The 17,588-nt window shown below is 70.8% G+C and carries 20 protein-coding genes; 8 read left to right on the top strand and 12 right to left on the bottom strand.

Annotation, left to right across the window (positions count from 1 at the left end; all coding sequences use genetic code 11):
• Positions 1-30 precede the first annotated feature (30 nt).
• The 3 genes from IT072_RS04305 to IT072_RS04295 are packed head-to-tail and all read left to right on the top strand — an operon-like array spanning position 31 to position 1,823.
• A complete protein-coding gene (locus IT072_RS04305; protein ID WP_223359655.1) occupies positions 31-435 on the top strand; it encodes a hypothetical protein in 405 nt (134 codons plus the stop codon).
• Positions 432-1,253 (top strand): CPBP family intramembrane glutamic endopeptidase, encoded by an 822-nt coding sequence (locus tag IT072_RS04300; RefSeq protein WP_223359654.1) that lies wholly within the window; start codon positions 432-434, stop codon positions 1,251-1,253. Before IT072_RS04305 ends, IT072_RS04300 begins: the two co-directional genes overlap by 4 nt.
• A gap of 51 nt (positions 1,254-1,304) precedes the next feature.
• The gene (locus IT072_RS04295) at positions 1,305-1,823 is read left to right on the top strand and encodes an Lrp/AsnC family transcriptional regulator (protein WP_223359653.1); all 519 of its coding nucleotides are present in this window, start codon (positions 1,305-1,307) and stop codon (positions 1,821-1,823) included.
• Here IT072_RS04295 and IT072_RS04290 read toward each other — a convergent pair.
• From IT072_RS04290 to IT072_RS04245, 10 genes are all read right to left on the bottom strand, one after another.
• Complete coding sequence (locus IT072_RS04290; protein WP_223359652.1) at positions 1,805-2,284, bottom strand: Lrp/AsnC family transcriptional regulator; 480 nt, start codon at positions 2,282-2,284, stop codon at positions 1,805-1,807. The two genes, IT072_RS04295 and IT072_RS04290, sit on opposite strands and share 19 nt — an antisense overlap.
• A gap of 40 nt (positions 2,285-2,324) precedes the next feature.
• Positions 2,325-3,059, bottom strand: a complete 735-nt coding sequence (locus tag IT072_RS04285) for a 3-keto-5-aminohexanoate cleavage protein (RefSeq protein ID WP_223359650.1) — start codon at positions 3,057-3,059, stop codon at positions 2,325-2,327.
• Positions 3,060-3,093: 34 nt separating this feature from the next.
• Positions 3,094-3,762, bottom strand: coding sequence for an RraA family protein (locus IT072_RS04280; RefSeq protein ID WP_223359648.1), 669 nt, complete (start codon positions 3,760-3,762; stop codon positions 3,094-3,096).
• Positions 3,763-3,805: 43 nt separating this feature from the next.
• Positions 3,806-4,600, bottom strand: coding sequence for a carbon-nitrogen hydrolase family protein (locus tag IT072_RS04275; protein ID WP_223359646.1), 795 nt, complete (start codon positions 4,598-4,600; stop codon positions 3,806-3,808).
• A 31-nt stretch (positions 4,601-4,631) separates the two neighbouring features.
• Positions 4,632-5,762, bottom strand: coding sequence for an ABC transporter ATP-binding protein (locus IT072_RS04270; protein WP_223359644.1), 1,131 nt, complete (start codon positions 5,760-5,762; stop codon positions 4,632-4,634).
• Between the two features lie 29 nt (positions 5,763-5,791).
• Positions 5,792-6,859 (bottom strand): ABC transporter substrate-binding protein, encoded by a 1,068-nt coding sequence (locus IT072_RS04265; RefSeq protein WP_223359643.1) that lies wholly within the window; start codon positions 6,857-6,859, stop codon positions 5,792-5,794.
• 28 nt (positions 6,860-6,887) lie between these two features.
• Positions 6,888-7,706, bottom strand: a complete 819-nt coding sequence (locus IT072_RS04260) for an ABC transporter permease (RefSeq protein WP_223359641.1) — start codon at positions 7,704-7,706, stop codon at positions 6,888-6,890.
• On the bottom strand, positions 7,706-8,632 hold the full coding sequence (locus IT072_RS04255; RefSeq protein WP_223359640.1) for an ABC transporter permease: 927 nt from the start codon (positions 8,630-8,632) through the stop codon (positions 7,706-7,708). The genes IT072_RS04260 and IT072_RS04255 overlap by 1 nt, the downstream gene beginning before the upstream one ends.
• A gap of 202 nt (positions 8,633-8,834) precedes the next feature.
• On the bottom strand, positions 8,835-9,047 hold the full coding sequence (locus tag IT072_RS04250) for a hypothetical protein (RefSeq protein ID WP_223359638.1): 213 nt from the start codon (positions 9,045-9,047) through the stop codon (positions 8,835-8,837).
• Positions 9,044-10,501, bottom strand: coding sequence for an MFS transporter (locus IT072_RS04245; protein WP_223359636.1), 1,458 nt, complete (start codon positions 10,499-10,501; stop codon positions 9,044-9,046). The genes IT072_RS04250 and IT072_RS04245 overlap by 4 nt, the downstream gene beginning before the upstream one ends.
• Before the next feature lie 180 nt (positions 10,502-10,681).
• Here IT072_RS04245 and IT072_RS04240 point away from each other — a divergent pair, with 180 nt between their 5' ends.
• The 3 genes from IT072_RS04240 to IT072_RS04230 are packed head-to-tail and all read left to right on the top strand — an operon-like array spanning position 10,682 to position 13,495.
• Positions 10,682-11,251: a TetR/AcrR family transcriptional regulator gene (locus IT072_RS04240; RefSeq protein ID WP_223359635.1), complete on the top strand. Its 570-nt coding sequence runs from the start codon at positions 10,682-10,684 to the stop codon at positions 11,249-11,251.
• Positions 11,252-11,279: 28 nt separating this feature from the next.
• Entirely contained in the window at positions 11,280-13,007 is a 1,728-nt protein-coding gene (locus tag IT072_RS04235; protein ID WP_223359634.1) for a cation:proton antiporter, read from the top strand.
• A 17-nt stretch (positions 13,008-13,024) separates the two neighbouring features.
• Positions 13,025-13,495 (top strand): hypothetical protein, encoded by a 471-nt coding sequence (locus tag IT072_RS04230; RefSeq protein WP_223359633.1) that lies wholly within the window; start codon positions 13,025-13,027, stop codon positions 13,493-13,495.
• Positions 13,496-13,504: 9 nt separating this feature from the next.
• Here IT072_RS04230 and IT072_RS04225 read toward each other — a convergent pair whose 3' ends face one another.
• Together IT072_RS04225 and IT072_RS04220 are read right to left on the bottom strand one after the other, a co-directional pair.
• Positions 13,505-13,996, bottom strand: coding sequence for a DUF4190 domain-containing protein (locus IT072_RS04225; protein ID WP_223359631.1), 492 nt, complete (start codon positions 13,994-13,996; stop codon positions 13,505-13,507).
• Between the two features lie 67 nt (positions 13,997-14,063).
• Complete coding sequence (locus IT072_RS04220) at positions 14,064-15,482, bottom strand: cation:dicarboxylate symporter family transporter (protein WP_223359629.1); 1,419 nt, start codon at positions 15,480-15,482, stop codon at positions 14,064-14,066.
• A 146-nt stretch (positions 15,483-15,628) separates the two neighbouring features.
• Between IT072_RS04220 and IT072_RS04215 the strand changes: the two genes are divergently transcribed.
• Both IT072_RS04215 and IT072_RS04210 read left to right on the top strand, forming a co-directional pair.
• The gene (locus IT072_RS04215; RefSeq protein WP_223359628.1) at positions 15,629-16,897 is read left to right on the top strand and encodes a sensor histidine kinase; all 1,269 of its coding nucleotides are present in this window, start codon (positions 15,629-15,631) and stop codon (positions 16,895-16,897) included.
• On the top strand, positions 16,894-17,574 hold the full coding sequence (locus IT072_RS04210) for a response regulator (protein WP_223359627.1): 681 nt from the start codon (positions 16,894-16,896) through the stop codon (positions 17,572-17,574). The genes IT072_RS04215 and IT072_RS04210 overlap by 4 nt, the downstream gene beginning before the upstream one ends.
• Positions 17,575-17,588 lie beyond the last annotated feature (14 nt).

Genomic DNA, 17,588 nt, shown 5'->3' with positions numbered 1-17,588 from the left:
CTCCGTCCACCCCTACCCGAAGGATCCGCCGTGTCCCATCCCTTCACCACCGTGGGAGTCCCCCGCGTCGTCGTCGCCTCGTTCTGGATCTGGATAGCCAGCGCCGCCCTCGGCCTGCTGTCGTTCTTCGTCGGCCTGCCCGCCCTGCTCGCGAGCCCTGCACTGAGTGCCCCGACCGGCGCCGGCATCGTGATCGGGAGCGTCGGAGGCGCGCTCATCGGTGCTCTGCTGCGGGTATTCCTCGGCCTGTTCCTGCTGCGCGGCGCCAATTGGGCGCGCATCGTGCTCACGGTCATCGGCGCCATCGTGCTCGTCGCGCTCGTGGCGGCCATCCTCACCGGCGACCTGATCGGTCTGCTCAGCGGCATCGCGGTCGTGGTGGCCGCCGTGCTGATGTGGCTGCCCGCCGCCCGAGCCCACTTCCGCCGCGCATGAGCGCCGCGCAGACCGATCCGGCGACCCCGGTCGCCGCGCCCTCCTCGCGGCGGGTTCCGTACGCTCCCGATCCGCGGGTCCGCTGGGGGCTCCCGGCAGCGCTGCTGGCTGTCGTCGCGGTCGCGGCCGTCTGGATCGCGCTCGTCGCGATCGTCGACGCGGTGGCGGCCGGCGCGGACATCGCCGGCCTGATCGTCTGGGTCGTCACCTACGCCGCCGTCATCGTGGCGGCCGTCGTCGTCACGAAGACACGCGGGTCGGGCTCGCTGCGGACCGACTACGGCCTCGCGTTCCGCTGGTACGACGTCTTCATCGGCCTCGGAACGGGCGTCGGACTGCTCATCGTCACCGCGCCGATCAGCGCCGTCATCGAGGCCCTCTACGGCCAGAAGGCGCAGTCCAACGACCAGGCGGCCTCGTCCAGCGGGATCTGGCTGGTGGTCAACGGGTTCGTCGCCGTCGCCGTCGTCGCGCCGTTCTGCGAGGAGCTGCTGCTGCGCGGCCTCGTGCTCCGGGGCATCCGCAACAGCATCCTGCGACGCTCGGCCGGCGCGGCCGGGGAACCGACCCGCGGCGCCCGCCGCACCGCCGCGATCGTCGCGGTGCTCGGCAGTGCGCTGCTGTTCGCCGCCCTCCACCTGCACGAGGGGATCGGCAGCCCGGTCACGCTCACCAACCTCGGAGTCGTCACCTTCTGCCTCGGCGTGGTCAACGGCGTCTACGCCGCGCGCACGGGCCGACTGGGCCCGGGCATCTGGACACACGTGTTCTTCAACCTCATCACGACCACCCTGCTGACCGTCCGCGCGCACTCGTAGCGCGGGCCGGCAGTCCTACACTGAGAGGACCCCCGAACCCGAGGACGCCTCATGGACATCGACACGATCGATCGCAAGATCATCGACCAGCTGAGGATCGACGGCCGACGATCGTTCGCCGTGATCGGCCGCAACGTCGGGCTCTCGGAGCCCAGCGTCCGCGCACGCTACCGCCGCCTCTCGAAGGCCGGCATCGTGCAGGTCGTGGGCATGGCCGATGCGCCGAAGCTGGGGGAGATCGAGGTGCACGTCGCCATCCGGGTGCGAGGCGTCGCCGTCGCGACCGTCGCGAAACAGCTGGCCCAGGTGCCGGAGATCAAGTACATCGCCAGCGCGGTGGGCGCCTACGATCTCATCATCGATCTCCGCTGCGACGACGTCGTGCACCTCAGCAGCATCCTCAACGAGCGTGTCCGGCGGGTGAACGGCGTGCACGACCTCGAGACGCTGACCGTGCTGGAGGTGCTGAAGGACAGCTACCTCTGGGCAGGTTTCCGGGAGGATCCGGCCCCGGCCGACGCCGCGGTGATCAAACGGCGGACGGCGGCCCGTCAGCTCCCGAAGCTCTGACCGGCGCTCTGACCGGACTTCTCCCGCAGGCCCACCCACGAGTAGTCCTTGAAGAGCTCGAGGAGCACGAACTCGTCGATGTCGGTGACGCCGGGCACCCGGCGGACGTCGTCCAGCAGTGTCACCAGCTGCCCGAGGTCCCGGCAGGTCGCCTCCACGTAGATGTCGCGAGCGCCGGTGCCGAGCGCGACATGGTTGACCATCGCCATCTCGCCGAGCGTCTTCGCCACCGCGCGCGGCGAGTGGTCACGGACGCCGATCATGAGCCGCACCGACTGGTGCCCCAGGGTGAGCGGGTTGCAGAGCGCGACGATCCGCAGGATGCCCGACTCCTGCAGGCGCGTCACACGGCCACGGACCGTCGCCTCGCTCACCTCGAGCTCGGCGGCGATCTCGGTGTAGGGCCGCCGGCCGTCGCGCATGAGGAGCTCGATCAGCGAGCGATCGGTGTCGTCGATCATCCGCAGCACTGTAACCCGTGCACCTGGGAGCCGTCGTCCGTCACCGCGCCGGGACGGCCTCCAGCACACGGACCAGCCGGACCAGCTCGGCGTTCCCCTCGGCGAGGGATCCGTCCTCCCGGGTGAGACCGTCCTCGAGCCCGATGCGGGTCTCGCAGCCGTCCTCGATGGCGGCTCGGACGACCGGCCAGACCGAGCCGTCATAGCCGTGGTACAGGAGGGGCGCTGTCACTCCTGCGTCGCGAAGCACAGCCGCGATGCGACGGCACAGGTCGACGGCCTCGGAGGCGGACTCGACGTCGGGCTCGATCAGGATGCGCACGTTGCGGTGCAGGGTCGGCGAGGCCAGGAGGGCCGGAACGTCGTCCATCGACCACACCGCGCTCTCGAGCACCATGCCGCGCTCGAGCACCAGCTGCGCCGCCTCCGCAGCGCCGTCCTCACTGAACGCCACGGACGCGAAGTCCGGGAGCGCGTCGGCGGGCCACGCGGCGACGAGACGCATGCGCTCATCGTGTCCGGAACACGTCCACAGACCCGTCGTCGTCCCGATCTCCGCGCCCGGAGCCGCCGCCCGGAACGCCCGCACCATGGCCCCGACATGCTCGGGTGCGATGGTCTGGGCACCGTCGGCGGCGCGTGCGTGGGCGTGCACGACGGTCGCACCGGCGGCGAGCGCCTCCGCGGCCTGCTGGGCGATGTCGGCGGCGGTCAGGGGGACGCCGGGGAACTCGTCGGGCGTGCGCCCGCCGTTGATGGCGGCTTTGAGGAGCATGGAGGCCTTTCGTGCGGTGGGAGGGTGCAGGGTCTCAGACCAGGAAGCCTTCGACGGTCGCCGTGGCGCCGGTGAGGTCGCCGAGCCGGCCGCCGTCGCGGAGGTCCTGGATGAGGTCGGGCTCCTCGGCGTCGTCGGCGAGGGCGATGTCGATCACGGCCTCGAGCACGTCCATGGACGCGAAGAGCACCCCGTTCGCGTCGGCGAGGACGACGTCGCCGGGCGTGACGACCACGCCGCCGCAGACGATCGGGACGTTGAGGGCGCCGGCGTCGATGTCGTGGAGCTTCGTGGTCAGCATGCTGAGCCCCCGGCCGTGGACGGGCAGGCCGAGCGGAGCGATCTCCTCGATGTCGGTCGCCGCGCCGTCGACGATGGCGCCGGCGGCTCCCCGGAGCGCGAGGGCCGTGGCGACGACCTGACCGAGGGGCGCGTGCCGCACATCCCCGCCGGTGTCGACGACGATCACGTCGCCCGACTCGACGAGTCCGGCCGCGTGGTGGAGCATCGTCGAGTCGGTCGCGGTGGTGCGCACGGTGATCGCCCTGCCGACGACGCGTCCGGCGCCGGCCAGGCGGACGATGCCCGGATCGGCGAACCCTTCCTCGAGGTAGTGGCCGAGCGTCGGGAACGACACGCGTCCCAGCTTCTCGAGCAGGTCGGCCGGGAGAGGCGCCGGGACGGCACCGATGCGGACGGACATGGGGATTCCTTCGTTCCGAGGGTGGCGGGGTGGTCGTGCGCGGTCAGAGGCTGATGGAGGTGTTGAGGCGCCGGTTCTCGAGCACCGGCAGGACGGCGCGCACCTCGTCCGTGCGGCGCTGCGAGACCGTGGCGACGGCGAGCCCGTACGGCTCGCCTCCGAGCGCCGCCCGCACGACTCCGAACGGATCGACGACCATGCTCTGGCCGATGCAGTCGGGGGATGCCGAGCCGGCAGCGACGAGCCACGCGGTGGACTCGATGGCCCGGGCCCGCAGCAGCGTGCGCCAGTGATCCTCCTTCATCGGCCCGGACACCCAGGCGGCCGAGACGGAGAGGAGGTCGGCGCCGTGATCGATGAGGTTCCTGGTCAGCTCCGGGAACCGCAGGTCGTAACAGTTGACTAGGCCGACCAGCGCACCGGCGATCTCGACGACGACCGGGTTGTCGTCTCCCGGTGTGACGTAGTCGGACTCCCGGTAGGCGAAGGCGTCGTAGAGGTGGAGCTTGCGGTACCGCGCGAGTTCGCGTCCGCTCTCGTCGACGGCGACGATCGTGTTGTACGGCCGGTCGCTGTCCGTTCCCTCGTAGCCGGCGGCGATGACCGCGAGCCGATGGCGGCGGGCCAGCCCGGAGACGAACTCGACGAAACCCGGCCACTCCGCCCGCGCCAGCTCACCGAGGGGCACATCGACGCCGTCCGCGAGGAGCATGGCCTCCTCGGGCAGGACGAGCAGGTCGGCTCCCTCCGCTGCGGCCTCCTCGACCAGCGTCTCGATGGTGCGCCGGTTGACGGCGGGGTCGGTGGTGGGCGCAAGCTGCCCGGCGGCGACCTTCATGGCAGTCCTTTCGGGGTCGGGAGGTCGATGGTCAGGAGGCGAGGAGGCGCGCGTCGGTGGACGCCCAGGAGACGGCCACCGGGTCGCCGGGGACGAGCCGTGTCAGCTCGTCGTCGACGCCGTCGCTCGGTCGGGTCACGATGATCTGCACGTCCTCGCCCGCCCGGACGATGTAACGCCACTCGTCGCCGAGGAAGACGGCGTCGAGCAGCCGGGCCGCGACCTCACCGGCCTGAGCGGATCCGGAGCGCAGGCGCACCCGCTCGGGGCGGATGGCGACGGTCACCTCGGCGCCGGCGTCGGCGGCGCCGACCTCCGCCGGGACGACGCCGAGCCCGACGAGGTCGACCGAGGCGCCCGCGGGGGTGCCGTGATAGACGGCGGGGAGCAGGTTGCACGTACCGATGAATCCCGCGACGAACCGGTTGGACGGGTGGTCGTAGATCGCCCGCGGAGAGTCGACCTGCTGCACCCTGCCCTCCGACATCACGGCGATCCGGTCCGACATGGTGAGGGCTTCCTCCTGATCGTGGGTCACATACACGAAGGTGATGCCCACCTCCCGCTGCATGCGCTTGAGCTCGACCTGCATCTCTTTGCGGAGCTGCTGGTCGAGGGCGCCGAGGGGCTCGTCGAGCAGCACCACCGCGGGTCGCGCGACGATCGCCCTGGCCAGCGCGACGCGCTGCCGCTGACCACCCGACAGCTCGGTCGGCTTGCGGTCGGCGAACCGCTCCATGCGCACCAGAGCGAGGGCCTCCTCCACCGCGGCCTCCCGATCGGGGAACCGCTTGCGTCCGCGCACCTTCAGTTCGAAGCCGATGTTGTCGCGCACGGAGAGGTGTGGGAAGAGCGCGTAGCTCTGGAACAGCATGTTGAGGTCGCGCTTGCGGGTCGGGAGGGTCTCGACCGACCTGCCCGCCAGCTCGATCGTGCCGCCGGTGGGCGTCTCGAAGCCCGCGATCATCCGCATCAGCGTGGTCTTGCCGCATCCCGATGGACCGAGGATCGAGAAGAACTCGTTGTCCTCGATGGTGAGATCGACGGGCTGGACGACGGTGGTGCTGCCGAACGTCTTGGTGACGCCGGCGAGGCGGATGGCCGGAGGGTTCGACGGCGTGCGCACGGGGGTGGCGGCGGTCGAGCTGGCGAGCGTGGTCATGGGTTGCTCCTCGTCGGATGCGGTCGGGCCTAGGAGGCCTTGACCTTGGTCCAGCCCTGCTGGAAGTACTGCAGCGCCTTGCCCGGGTCGACGATGAACTCGCTGTTCTTGAGCTGCTCGTCGGTCGGGTAGACCGCGACGCTCTCGAGCATCGTCGTGTCGGTGATGTCGGCCTTCGCCGCATCGTTGGCCGTGGCGCTGCCTCCGTCGTTCGTCGCCATGGCGGCGATCTCGGGGCGGAGGGTGAAGTTCAGCCACTTGTAGGCGGCATCCGCGTGCGGGGCGTCCTTGGCGACCGCGAATCCGTCGACCCAGAGCGTGCCGCCCTCCTTCGGGATCACGAACTTCACGTCGGGGTTGGCCGCCGTGACCTTGGCGATGGCGCTGCCGCCGTACGCCTCGGCGACGCAGGCGTCACCGGAGGCGAGCAGGTCGGCGTAGTTCGACGAGTTGTAGCCCGCGAGCAGCGGCTTCTGGTCGAGGAGGGACTGGGTCGCCTTCTCGATGTCCTTTTCGCTGGTGCTGGTCGCCTTCAGCCCGTTCACCTGGAGGGCCGGGATGTAGGCGCTCAGCATGTTGTCGAGCATGTAGATCTTGCCCTTGTAGGCCGGGTCCCAGAGCGCATCCCAGCTGTCGATGGCCGTGCCCGTGCACTTCTCGTTGTAGGCGAGGCCGGTGGTCCCCCAGATCCACGGGATGCTGTACTCGTTGCCGGGGTCGTAGCTGGGGTCGGCGAACTTCTTCCCGAGGTTGTCGAGTCCGGTGATCTTGGAGTGGTCGAGCTTCTCGACGAGGTTCTGTCCCACGAGCTGCTGGACGGCGTACTGGCTGGGTTCGACGATGTCGTACCCGGCTCCGCCTGCGGCGAGCTTGGAGATCATGGTCTCGTTGGCGTCGAACGTGTCGACGGTGACCTTGATGCCGGTCTCCTTCTCGAAGGCGGCGATCACGGTCTTCGGGATCTCGTCGGCCCAGGCGTAGATGTTCAGCTGCGTGGAGGCGGAGGAGGAGCCGCCGGATCCGCCGGTGCCGCTGGAGCAGGCGGACAGGCCGAGGGCGGCGACGGCGGCGACGGCGAGGAGTGCTGTGCGTTTCATGAGTCTTCTTCCGGGAGGGGGTGGGGACTTAGCGCGGTGCGGTGGTGCTGTCGGGGGCGGAAGCGGGGCCGGATGGGCTCGCGAGGATCCGTCGCATCTGTTGGATGCCGACGGAGAGGACGACCACGAACGTCAGGACGATCAGGAGCGTCCCCAGGGCGTTGAGCTCGGGGGTGAGGCCGGACTTGAGCAGGGAGTAGACGCGGAGCGGCATCGTGGTCGAGCCGACCCCGCTGACGAAGGTCGAGATCACGATGTTCCCCAGGGAGACCGTGAAGGCCAGCAGCCACGAGGCGATGATCGACGAGCGCAGCAGCGGGAACAGGACGCGGGTGAACGTCCGCCACGGCGTGCAGCCGAGGTCGGCGGCCGCCTCGATCAGGCTCGGGTCGAGCGTCCGGAACGCGCCGACCAGGATGAGGGTGGTCAGCGGCAGTGTGATGATCAGGTGCCCGAGCACCAGGGTCAGAATGCCGAGCGGCACGTGCAGGAAGCTGAAGACGCTGAGGAGCGCCACGCCGAGCACGATCTCCGGGACGATGAGCGGCAGCACGATCGCTCCGAGCACCACAGCCGACCCCTTCACGGGGTAGCGCACGAGGCCGATCGCGGCGAGGAGCCCGATGACCGTCGCCACGGAGGCGGCGAGCACGCCGACGATCGCGCTCGTCGCGAGGGTCTGGAGCAGGGCGGTGTCGCCGAACAGCTCGCCGTACCAGCGGAGGCTGAAACCGGTCCACCGGTAGCCGCCGGAGGCTGCGTTGAACGAGTAGACGATCACGGCGATGATCGGGATGTACAGGAAGACCAGCACCAGGCGGGCGATCCAGGAGGTCACGCGGTCCATCAGGCGGCCTTCTTCCGTCCGCGTCGGGCGATGAGGCCGGCGACGGCCATCGCGAGGAGCATGAGCACCAGCAGGAGCATCGAGACCGCAGCGCCCATGGGCTGGTTGCGGAACTCCGTGTAGAGGGTGACGATGAGGTTCCCGACCAGCTGGTCCTTGCCGCCGCCGAGGAGCACGGGGATGACGAAGACTCCGAGGGTGGGGATGAACGTGAGCATGGCGGCCGCCACGATCCCCGTGGAGCTGAGCGGCATCAGCACCCGGAAGTGCGTCTGCCACCAGCCGCACCCGAGGTCGGCTGCGGCCTCCTTCACCGACGGGTCGATGGCCCGCATGCTGGCGTAGATCGGGAAGATCGCGGTCGGCAGGAAGGCGTAGAGCAGGCCCATGACCACCGCCCCCTGGCTCGGCACGAGCGACAGGCTCGCCGTGTCGACGCCCAGGGCCTCGAGGACCCCGAAGACCGGGCCGCCGCGGCCCAGCACGCTGATCCAGGCGAAGGTGCGCACCAGGAAGTCGATCCAGAACGGGACGATGATCAGCAGCAGGAGGAGCGACTGGCGCTGGGGCGGCCGCGAGACGATGTAGTAGGAGACGATGTAGCCCACCACCAGGCAGACGGCGGTGTTCAGGAGGGCCATGCCCAGGCTGTAGCCCAGCACCTTGGCATACACGGGGTCGAGCAGGTGCGCGTAGTTCTCGAGGGTGAATCCGCCGGTGATGCCGCCGTAGACATTGCTCTCGGCGAACGAGTTGCGGGCGACGAGCAGGATGGGCACGATCGCCAGCCCGAGCACGGCGACGACCGCGGGGGCGAGCAGCAGCAGCCCGGTGACGGTCCCGGCGCGGGGACGGCGACGGGAAGCGCGCTCCGGGGCTCGCGAGGCCGGCCTCTGCTCGGGGCGGGCGATGGTGTCGGTCGTCACGGCGGGGCTCCCTCCTTGGGTCCGACCCGGCAGTGCGCCGGGGTTGATCCATTGTTGGCGACCCGTTCACCCGCCGGATACCGAGGGGCGGTTCGAGATCAGTGGCTGGGCCGTTACATGCTTTCGCATATCGAAGGGCGCCGGACGCGGAACGGCCCGGGTCGCAGGACCCGGGCCGTTCTCGCGTTCGATCTGTGCCGCGTCAGGCGACCTCCAAGTGCTCCGACCGCGCCGGGCGCTCGAGCGACTCCTGGAGTGCCCCCGCTCCCACCGCCTCCGCGGCGACCTTGGCCGCAAGCCGGTCGAACTCCATCGCCTCGGTCTGCTCGGCCAGCATGACCGGGACCGCCACCGACTCCACCTCGGCGAGGGAGAGAGCCGGCTGAGCCGGCGTGGGGGCCGGAACCGGGGTCACCCACGGCGCAGGGTCGCGCTCCTGCAACCGGGCGAGGCCGGCGACCGCGGCGAGCTCCGCCGCGACGTCGGCGCGGCGGGCGCGGAGCGCAGCAGCACGGCGCCGGCGACCGTGACCGCGCCGGCGCCGAGCGCCAGCACGCCGGCCGTCGCGAAGCCCTCGGTGTAGCCGGACTCGGCCGGGAGGCCGTCTGCGGCGGTCGCACCCGTGACGAGCGCCGTCATGACGGCGGCCCCGATGGCCGAGCCGACGGTGCGCAGGTTGGCGTTCATGCCGCTGGCGACGCCGGTCTGCGTCGCCGGGACGCTCTGCACGACGACGCTGGTGATCGCGGCATAGATGAGGCCGAGACCGATGCCGAACACGCCCGACGCGGCGGCGACGTCGAACAGCGAACCGTGCAGGAACGCGAGGGACAGGCCGGCCGCCGACATGAGGACGGCCGCGATGACGATCTGGGCGCGGAACCCGATCCACCGGGCGAGGGGGCCGCTGGCGAACCCGGTCACGGCCATCGTGACGAGCATCGGGAGCATCAGCATCCCGGACTCGGCGACGGACGCACCGAGGCCGTAGCCGCTGCCGGCGGGGGTCTGCACGAAGCGCGGGAAGTAGGCGAAGACCGCGAACATCGACGCGCCGATGAAGATGGCCGCCGCATTCATGGACCAGACGCCCGGCTCGCGCATGAGCCGCATGTCGACCAGGGGGTGCAGGGATCGCAGCTCGACGACGACCCAGGCCGCCAGCAGTGCCGCTGCCGCCGCGAACAGGCCGATCACCTGCGGCGACGACCAGCCCCACTGCGCTCCCGTGCTGAGCGGGAGGAGCAGTGCGATCAGCCAGCCGGAGAGCAGCACGCCCGACCACGGATTGACACCGCCCGCGGCGCGCTCGCGCGACTCGGGGATGAACACCATGGTGAGCACGGCACCGGTCACGGTGAGGGCGACCGGGACGAGGAACAGGCCGCGCCAGCTGAGCAGGTCGGCGAGGGGGCCCGCCAGGACGGTTCCGAGCCCGCTGCCGATCGCGATGACCGACGCGATCGCGCCGATGGCGGAGGGGAGGCGGCGGGCCGGGAACTCGTCCCGGATGATGCCGAACGCGAGCGGGAACATGGCGCCGCCGATGCCCTGGACGACGCGTCCGGCGATCAGCACGCCGATGGACGGCGCGACGGCGGCGATGACGCTGCCGAGCGCGACCGCGAGCAGGGAGAGGACGAACACGCGGCGTTTGCCGACGATGTCGCCGACGCGGCCGAGCAACGGGGTGGCGACCGCAGCGGCGATGAGCCACGCGGTCATGGTCCAGGTGACACCGGCGGTCGTGGTGCCGAGGTCGGACTGGATGACGGGGAGGACGGGGACGACGAGCGACTGGAGGGTCGCGAAGGAGGCCACGCTGAGGGCCAGGATGGCGAAGGTGACGCCGGGTCGGGATCGAGACATGTCGGTTTCTTCCGTTTCTCGAAGGAACGCCCGAGATGGGCTACAATTGGAGGCAGGCTCCGTTCGGAGGGTGCCTCCGGTTACGAGAAAGACATTACCGGAGGGTGCCTCCGCTTCGCAAGCCTTTCTGCCATACTTGTTTCGACGACCCCGTCGACGACCCGTTCGGAAGGATCCGCCGTGACCGGCACAGACACCGCTTACGTCGGTGTCGTGCGCCCGCAGCGGGCCGACGCGCGGCGCAACTTCGACGCCCTGCTGGCCGCCGCCCGCGAGGCCTTCGCCACCGACGGCACCAGCGCGTCCCTCGAAGACATCGCCCGCCGCGCCGGCGTCGGCATCGGCACCCTCTATCGCAACTTCCCGACGCGCGACGCACTGGTCGAGGCCGTCTACGTCGACGAGGTGGAGGCGGTCGTCCACGCCGCAGAGGACGCCGCGGACCTCGAGGACCCGTGGGTGGGCGTCGAGGCGTGGCTGCGCCGCTTCGTCACCTATATCGGCACCAAGAAGGCCCTGCTGGAGGGCCTCAACAAGGACTCCCCCGTGCTGCTCAGCTGCCGCACCTCCCTCTACGACGCCGGCGAGCCGCTGCTCGAGCGCGCGCAGGAGGCGGGCGAGCTGCGCGAGGACGCCACGATCGGCGACGTCATCCGCATGGTCTCCGGCATCGCGGGCGTCGCGTTCGACGACGATGAGCAGCGGGACCGCGTGATCGCCATGGCCATCGACGGATTGCGCGCCCGCTAGGGCTGCCGGACGCCCCTGGCCTGACTAGATGGAGCTCGGCGTATATGCGGTGATCGCGGTGGCGGTGATCGTCGGCGTGGCCGCGTTCGCCCGCAAGCTCGGCGTCGCCGCGCCCATCATCCTGGTGATCGTGGGCGTCACGCTGTCGTTCCTGCCGGGGGTGCCCGAGATCGACGTGCCGCCCGAGGTCATCCTCGACGGACTCCTTCCGCCGATCCTCTACGCGGCGGCGATCAGCGTCCCGCTCACCGACTTCCGCCGCAACCTCGCGCCGATCGCGGGCCTCTCGGTCGTGCTCGTCATCATCACGGCCTTCGCGTCGGGGTTCGTGCTGTACACGCTCCTCCCCGATCTGAACCTCGCCGCGGCCATCGCTCTGGGGGCGATCATCAGCCCGCCCGACGCGGTGGCGGCGACCTCCATCGGCCGCAAGCTCGGCCTCCCGCCGCGCGTGCTGACCGTGCTGGAGGGCGAGGGCCTCGTCAACGACGCGACCGCCCTGGTGCTGCTGCGCACGGCCCTCGCCGCCGCCGTCGGATCGCTCAGCACGCCCTTCGCCGGCGTGGTCGACTTCGTCACGGCCGTCGTCCTCGCCCTCGTCGTCGGACTGGTCGTGGGGTTCGTCTCCGTCTGGGTGCGCTCCAAGCTCCACGACCCTGTGCTCGATACCGCTCTCTCGGTCGTCGTGCCGTTCGCGGCGTTCGCCCCGACGGAGGCGCTGCACGGCTCGGGCGTGCTGGCCGTCGTCATCGCCGGCCTCTACACGGGTCACGCGGCGCCGCGGCACTTCACCGCCCAGGCGCGCATCAGCGACCAGATCAACTGGCGCACCATCCAGTTCCTGCTCGAGAACGGTGTCTTCCTGCTCATCGGTCTCGAGATCCGCACCCTCGTCGCCGATGTCGACCACCCCGAGATCCTCGGCGTGTGGGACTCCATCCTGCTCGGCCTGATCGCGATGCTCTCCCTCGTCGTCATCCGGTTCCTGCTGATCGGCCCCCTCATCTACTCGCTCCGAAGACGCGCGCAGCACGCCGAACGGGCGGTGCTGAAGGAATGGCTGCTCATCAGCTACTTCCGCGACCATCCGGTCAAGTACCGCTGGCAAGCCGTGCGCAAGCAGCGGGCGGAGGTGCGGTACCAGCGGCACCGCAACGACCTCGAGGAGTTCCGCCAGGAGGCCATCGACTGGAAGGGCGGCGTCGTGCTCGGCTGGTCCGGGATGCGCGGCGTCGTGACCTTGGCGGCCGCGCAGTCCCTCCCGCTGGGCATCCCCTACCGCCCGCAGCTCATCCTGATCGCCTTCACCGTCGCCGTCGTGAGCCTGGTGGTGCAGGGCGGGACGCTGCCCTGGCTCATCCGCACACTCGGCCTGCAGGGCGTGGACGTCACGGACGACCGGCGCCTCCTCGCCCAGCTGCTCGACGACCTGAGCGAGACCGGCCTCAAAGTGCTCGACGAACCCGAGACCGTCGTCGGCAGCCCCGGACCGATCGACCCGGAGATCGTCGAGCGCGTCCGGCAGTCCTCGTACCTGCAGGCGGAGTCCGCCTGGGAGCGCATCGTGCTCTCCGACACCCCGGCCGAGAGCAGGCCCCATCACGTGTACCGCGCCCTCCGGTTGGCCGTCGTCGACGCCGAACGCGACCGGTTGCTCCTGGAGCGCTCCCGCGGGCTCTACCCCTCCCGCATCCTGGCCGAGGCCCAGGGCATGCTCGACCTCGAGGAGACGCGGCTCCGCTCGCGCTCGCGCTGAGCCGCTGGGATGACATCGTGGGTTTCTCGCCGTGGGGGTTGATCGTCGGGGTCGCGGTGTTCGCGCCGAGTCTGCTGCTCCTGGCGTTCCCGCCGCGCGATCGACTGCCGACCATCCGCCCCGCGCTCGCCCTGACGGTGCTCGAGCGAGCGGGACAGGCGCTGTGCCTGGTGGTTCCGGCCATCACGGAGCCCGGCGGCGCGCTCTGGTGGTGGGCGCTCCCGGCCGCGCTGACGCTGCTCGCCTATGACGCGCTCTGGGCGCGCTACCTCGTCCGCGGACGCCGCGCGGAACTGCTGTTCGAATCGGTGATCGGCGTGCCGGTACCGATGGCGATCCTCCCGGTCGCCGTGTTCGCGTGCGCCGCCGCCTGGCTGGTCAACCCATGGCTGGCCGGATCGGCGATCATCCTTGCGGCCGGCCACATCCCCGTGTCGCTCGCCGGCCGGAATGCCCTCCGCACGCGGAGGGGAGCGGCCGGGCGCTGAGGTCGTCTCTCAGGCGCTGCGGTAGGTGGCCGCGCCGCCTGCCGCCAGCAGACCGGCGAACAGGATCATGCCGATGATGACCACCCAGACCAGCAGGATCAGGGAGCTGATCACGATGCCCGTCACAGCCATCCCCCGTCCGGCCGGCTCGCGGCGCACCCCGACGATGCCGAGGATGAGGCCGATGAGCGGCACCACGAACGTGAAACCCGCCACCAGAGAGACCAGGCCGAGCACCATCGAGGCGATCGACAGGCCCTTCGGCTCGGGCGGCGCGACCGGGTAGACCGCGACGCCGTAGGCCGCGACATAAGCGGGGTGCACCGGCTGCGCGGGCTGCACCGGCTGCGTGGGATATCCGGGCTGGGGCGGGTACCCCGGCTGGGACGGATATCCCTGCGGGGCGGGCGGGACCGGGGGCGCATACCCGGCCGGTCCGGTCTCGTTCTGCGGCTGGTACTGCGGTCGCCCCTGCGGCTCCTGGGCGTTCTGGTCCGTCATCCGATCCTCCCGATGCTCCCGCACACCGTATCCCATCCCCGAGCGGCCCATCAGAGGCCGGGATCGCTCACGCGCTTCCCGTCCCCGACGAAACCGCTTCACCGGAGGTCCGGACCGCTGCTTCCGTCTCTGCGCTGTCGTGCTTCTGCGCGGTGCCGTGAGTGTCGAAGCTGAGTGCGGTCTCGTCGAAGGCCAGCTCACCGCGCAGGACCTGTCGGGCGCGGTCGGCGTCGAACTGGTGCGTCCAGGTTCCGATGAGCACGGCAGCGACGGCGTTCCCGGTGAAGTTGGTGACCGCCCGCCCCTCCGACATGAAGCGGTCGATGCCGACGATCACGCCGACGCCGTTGACGAGGTCCGGTCGGTACGCCTGGAGGCCGCCCGCGAGCGTCGCGAGGCCCGCTCCGGTGACGCCGGCCGCGCCCTTGGACGCGATGATCATGAAGACCAGGAGGCCGATCTGCTCCGGGATCGACATCGGCTGCCCCATCCCCGTGGCGATGAACAAGGACGCCATGGTCAGATAGATGGCCGTCCCGTCGAGGTTGAACGAGTAGCCGGTGGGCACGGTGATGCCGACGACGGGCTTCGAGACGCCCAGATGCTCCAGCTTCGCCATCAGGCGCGGAAGAGCGGACTCCGACGACGAGGTTCCGACGATGAGCAGGTATTCGCGGCCGAGGTAGCCGATGAGGCGGAAGATGTTCACCCGCGCGACCGCGAACAGGAGCAGGCCCAGCACGCCGGCGATGAAGACGAAGCACGTGATGTAGAAGGCGACCATGAGCAGCCCGAGGCTCCAGATGGCGCCGATGCCCGTGTTGCCGACGACGGCGGCGATCGCGCCGAACGCCCCGACGGGGGCCAGCCAGAGGATCATGCCGAGGATGCGGAACACGAGCGCCTGGAGGTGCTTCACCGCGCTCATGATGCCCTCGCCGGTGCGCCCCATCTTCTGCACCGCGAAACCGACGAGCAACGCGATGAACAGCACCTGCAGCACGCTGCCCTCGGTGAAGGCGGAGAAGAACGACGTAGGGATGATGCCGAGCACGAACTCCGACGTGGACGTCGCCTCTGCGGTGGCCGTGTACGTGGCGCCCGTCATGTTGAGCCCCTCGCCCGGGTGGATGAGGTTGCCCACGACGAGGCCGATCGCCAGCGCGACCGTCGACATCGCCAGGAAGTAGACCAGGGCGAGCCCGCCGACCTTCCCCACGGTGGCCGCCTTCGCGATGGACCCGACGCCGACGACGATGGTGCAGAAGATGATCGGCGCGATCATCATGTGGATGAGCGCCACGAACCCTTCGCCGAGGGGCTTGAGCGCCACACCGACCTCCGGCCACACCAGGCCGACGATCGCGCCGAGCACGACCGCGGCGATGACCGAGAGGTAGAGCCAGGCGTGCTTGTCGGGTCGGCGCTTGCGTCGACCGCCCCAGCTGGGCAGGAGGAAGGATGTGGTGCGGGTCGAGAGTGGCATGATCGCCTCCAGGAGAACGTCGCTGTTCGTCCCCGCCGGATTCGGCGGGCGGTCGCACAAGCATCGCCGTGGAGCGGGCCGGGGCGGGGGTTGCGGTCGTATTGGTCGCGATCGCGTCGGGGATTCTCTGGCACGCTGGGAGGACTATGGCTCGACGGGGAGTGATGCGCAGCGCGGCGTCGCGGGTGTTCGCGGTTCTGGTCGCCGTCGTGCTCGTCGCCGGCGCACTCACGGCCGTGCTGCTCGTGCTGGACGCGCAGCGTTCGGCTCGGACCGAAGCCGAGCGGGTGACGCGCTCCGTCTCACAGACGCTCGCCGAGCTCCCGGAGGTGGCGTCGGCGCTGACGGCGGGGCCGCATGCGGCGACCGCCGAGCTGGAGCCGGTCACCGAGCGCGTCACCCGCAGCGCCGGCGTCGACTTCATCACGATCATGACGACCGAGGGCATCCGGGTGACCCACCCGGATCCGGAGCAGATCGGCAGACACTATCTCGGCACCATCCCCGCCACCCCCGTCGCCCGCACCGAGGAGTTCACCGGGACGCTGGGCCCGTCGGTCCGGACCATAGCCCCTGTGCTCGACGGACGCCGGCAGGTCGGCTGGGTGGCGACGGGCGTCACCGTCGAGAGCATCGGCAGCACCCTCCTGCCGCGGATTCCGTACGCGATCGGGATCGCGCTGGCGGTGACGGCCGCCGGGGTCGTGGGGGCGTTGGTCGTGCGGCGCCTCACACGGCGGGTGACGGGCGACCTCCCCGCCCGTGAGGTGCGCGACGCGGTCTCGTCGTACGACTCGGTCCGGACGCTGGGCGAGGCGCTGCGCGCCCAGAATCACGAGCACGGCAACCGGATGCACACCGCGGTCGCCCTGATCGAGCTCGGCCGCACCGACGAGGCCGTCGAACTGCTCACCGAGACGTCACGGCAGAGTCAAGCGCTGGTCGACCAGGTCACGGCCGCGCGCGCGGGCGATCCGACCGTCGGGGCGCTCCTGCTCGGCAAGGCGGCGCAGGCCGCCGAGCGGGGCGTGGACTGGGAGGCCGTGCTCGACCCGGATACGCCGCGCACGAGCCTCAGCGCGGTGGATGCCGTCTCGGTCGTCGGCAACCTGATCGACAACGCGTTGGACGCCGCGGCCGCCGGGCCCGACCCGCGATGGGTGCGCTTCACGCTTGCACGCGCCGAGGGCGGCGGCGTGGTGATGGAGGTCGCCGACAGCGGCGACGGAGTCCCGCCGGATGTGCGCGGCCGGATCTTCGAGCCGGGCTTCTCGACCAAGCCGGCGGCGGAGGGCGGCCGCGGCGTGGGGCTCCCCCTCGTCAAGGCGATCGTGGAGGGGGCGGGCGGCACCCTGAGCCTCGACGCCCATCCCACCCGGTTCCGCGCCGAACTGCCCGGGCGGAGGATCCCGTGATCGGCGTTCTCCTCGTGGACGACGAGGCGCTCACGCTCGAGCTGCACCGCCGGTACGTCGAACGTGTGGACGGGTTCCGCGTCGTCGGCGAGTGCGCGGGCGCCCACGCGGCGCTCACCGCTCTGCTGGAGAGTCCGCCGGCCGAGCCCATCGACCTGGTGCTGCTCGACATGACCATGCCCGGCGGGAGCGGCCTGGAGGTGCTGCGCCGGCTGCGCGCTCGCGGCTCGGACGTCGACGTCATCGCCGTCACGGCGGTGCGGGATGCGGAGGTCGTGCACCAGATGGCCGCGCTGGGCGTCGTCCAGTACCTGGTCAAGCCGTTCTCGTTCGCGGTCTTCGCCGACCGCTTGGAGCAGTTCCGCGAGTACCGGCGTCGTTCCGTGGATGCGGCCGGCGCGCCCACCCAGGACGAGATCGACGCCCTGCTCGGCGCCCGCCGCCCGACGAGCGCGCCGCCGCTGCCGAAGGGCCTGTCGCCGGAGACGCTGGGCCGCATCCGGGACACGGTGCGCGAACGTGGCGCGCTGTCGGCCGCGGAGACGGCGTCCCTTCTCGGGATGTCCCGCGTGGCCGCTCGGCGCTACCTCGAGTACCTGGCGGACGCCGGCCGCCTGACGCGCGAACCCCGCTACGGCACACCCGGTCGGCCCGAGACGGAGTATCGCTGGCGATAGCGATCCGCGGCCGA

The organism is Leifsonia sp. ZF2019, from assembly GCF_019924635.1.
Taxonomy (GTDB): domain Bacteria; phylum Actinomycetota; class Actinomycetes; order Actinomycetales; family Microbacteriaceae; genus Leifsonia.
Note: the sequence above shows the minus strand (reverse complement) of the source record. Positions and strands in the feature narration are given on the sequence as shown.